This is a genomic window from Streptomyces natalensis ATCC 27448 (assembly GCF_000935125.1).
Classification (GTDB): domain Bacteria; phylum Actinomycetota; class Actinomycetes; order Streptomycetales; family Streptomycetaceae; genus Streptomyces; species Streptomyces natalensis.
In genome coordinates this window covers 1-2,382 of sequence record NZ_JRKI01000022.1, presented here as the reverse complement: position 1 = coordinate 2,382, position 2,382 = coordinate 1, and the positions used below count along the sequence as shown (strand labels likewise).

At 69.1% G+C, this 2,382-nt stretch carries 1 protein-coding gene; it reads left to right on the top strand.

Annotated elements, in window-relative coordinates:
• A partial coding sequence (locus SNA_RS13905) for a condensation domain-containing protein (RefSeq protein ID WP_044365259.1) occupies positions 1–2,382 on the top strand: 2,382 nt, incomplete at both ends.

Below are 2,382 nucleotides of genomic sequence, written 5' to 3'. Positions count from 1 at the left end.
GACCGGCCGGGCGACCAGAGGCTCGTGGCCTACGTCGTCCCCGCCCAGGGGGGTGACACCACCCTGGCCGGACTGCGCGAACACGCCGCACGCGCACTGCCCGACTACATGGTCCCCAGCGCCTTCCTCACCCTCGACGCTCTGCCGCTCACCCCGAACGGAAAGCTCGACCACAAGGCCCTCCCCGCACCCGAGTTCACCGGCACCCAAGGCGGACGAGGCCCCCGTACAGCGCAGGAGGAAATCCTCTGCGGCGTCTTCGCCGAAACCCTCGGCGCGGAACACATCGGCATCGACGACAACTTCTTCGACCTCGGCGGACACTCCCTCCTCGCCACCCGCCTCATCAGCCGCATCCGCACCACGTTCGGCGCCGAACTCGCCGTCCGCGACCTCTTCGAAGCGCCTACGGTTGCCGGTCTCGCCACCCGTCTCGATGACGCCGGACGGGCGCGTACGCCCCTTACGCCGAAGGTCCGTCCGGATCGCGTTCCTCTCGCGTACGCGCAGCAACGACTGTGGTTCCTCCACCAGCTGGAGGGGCCGAGCGCGACGTACAACGTGCCGATGCCGCTGCGACTGTCCGGTGACCTCGATGTCGAGGCCCTGCGCACGGCGATCCACGACCTCACCGAACGCCATGAATCCCTGCGCACCGTCTTCCCCGCCACCGACGGCACCCCCTACCAGCACATCCTCGAAGGCGACGCCGCCCGGCCGACCATCGAGGTCGTCCACGTCAGTGAGGACGACCTCGACACCGCCGTCGACCAGGCCATCTCCCACACCTTCGACCTCACCACCGACCTCCCCCTACGCGCCTGGGTCTTCACCCTGAGCACCGACGACCACCTCGTCCTCCTCCTCGCCCACCACATCGTCAGCGACGGCGCCTCCCTCGCCCCCCTCGTCAACGCCCTGTCGGCCGCCTACACCGCCCGCCGCGAAGGAACACCACCACAGTGGGCGCCACTCCCGGTCCAGTACGGCGACTACACACTGTGGCAGCGTGAAGTCCTCGGCGACGAAAACGACCCCGACAGCGTCATCGCCGCACAGATCACCTACTGGAAGCACCAACTGACCGCACTCCCCGAGCAGTTGGAACTCCCCACCGACCGACCGCGACCCGCCGTCGCCAGTTACCTCGGTGAGACCATTCCGTTCACCTGGGACGCCGACCTGCACGACGGCATCACCCGCCTGGCGCGGGAGAACCAGGTCAGTGTGTTCATGGTCGTCCAGGCCGGTATCGCCGCGCTGCTCACCCGCCTCGGGGCCGGCACCGACATCCCCATCGGCTCCGCCATCGCCGGGCGCACGGACGACGCCCTGGACGACCTCGTCGGGTTCTTCATCAACACCCTCGTGCTGCGCACCGACACCTCCGGCAACCCGACCTTCGCCGAACTCCTCGGCCGCGTACGGGAAACGGACCTCGCGGCCTACACCCATCAGGACGTGCCGTTCGAGCGGCTGGTGGAGATCGTCAACCCCACCCGTTCCCTGGCGCACCACCCGCTGTACCAGGTGATGCTCACCTTCCAGAGCAACGACGCCGCGGTGCGGCTGCCCGGACTGACCGCGCAGGACTATGCCCTGGGCGTGACGTCGGCCAAGTTCGACCTGTCCTTCGACGTGGAGGAGCAGCACGACGGAGCCGGTGTGCCCGCGGGTATCCGGGGGTCGGTGGAGTTCGCCAGCGACCTCTTCGACCGGCGGACCGCTGAAACCATCGCCGCGCGGCTGGAGCGCCTGCTGCGGGCGGCGGTGGCGGACGCCTCACGTCCGCTCGCGGAGATCGACATTCTTGCGGCGGAGGAGCGGGAGCAGCTGGTCAACGGCTGGAACGCCACTGGCCGCGATGTCCCCGATGCGACGCTTGCCGAGCTGTTCGAGGCGCAGGTGGCGCGCACCCCGGATGCTGCGGCGCTGGAGCACGAGGGTGCCCGGCTGACGTACGCCGAGCTCAACGCCCGAGCCAACCAGCTCGCCCACCACCTCATCGCCCAGGGCGCCGGTCCGGAGCGGTTCGTTGCCATCGCGCTGCCGCGGACGATCGAGGCAGCCGTGGCGATCCTCGCCGTGACCAAGACCGGTGCGGCATATGTGCCGATCGATCTTTCGTACCCTGCCGAGCGCATCGCGTACATGCTCAACGATGTCTCGCCCGTTCTGGCCCTGACCGACACCACAAGTGCTCAGTACGTTCCGGCCGTCGACGGCATGACCGTCATCGCTGTCGACGACGCCGCCACCCTCCGGCTCGCTGCCGGGCGCCCCACCGCCAATCCCACGGATGCGGACCGGGTGAGCGAGGCGAAGACGTCCCACCCCGCGTTCGTCATCTACACCTCCGGTTCGACCGGGCGGCCCAAGGGT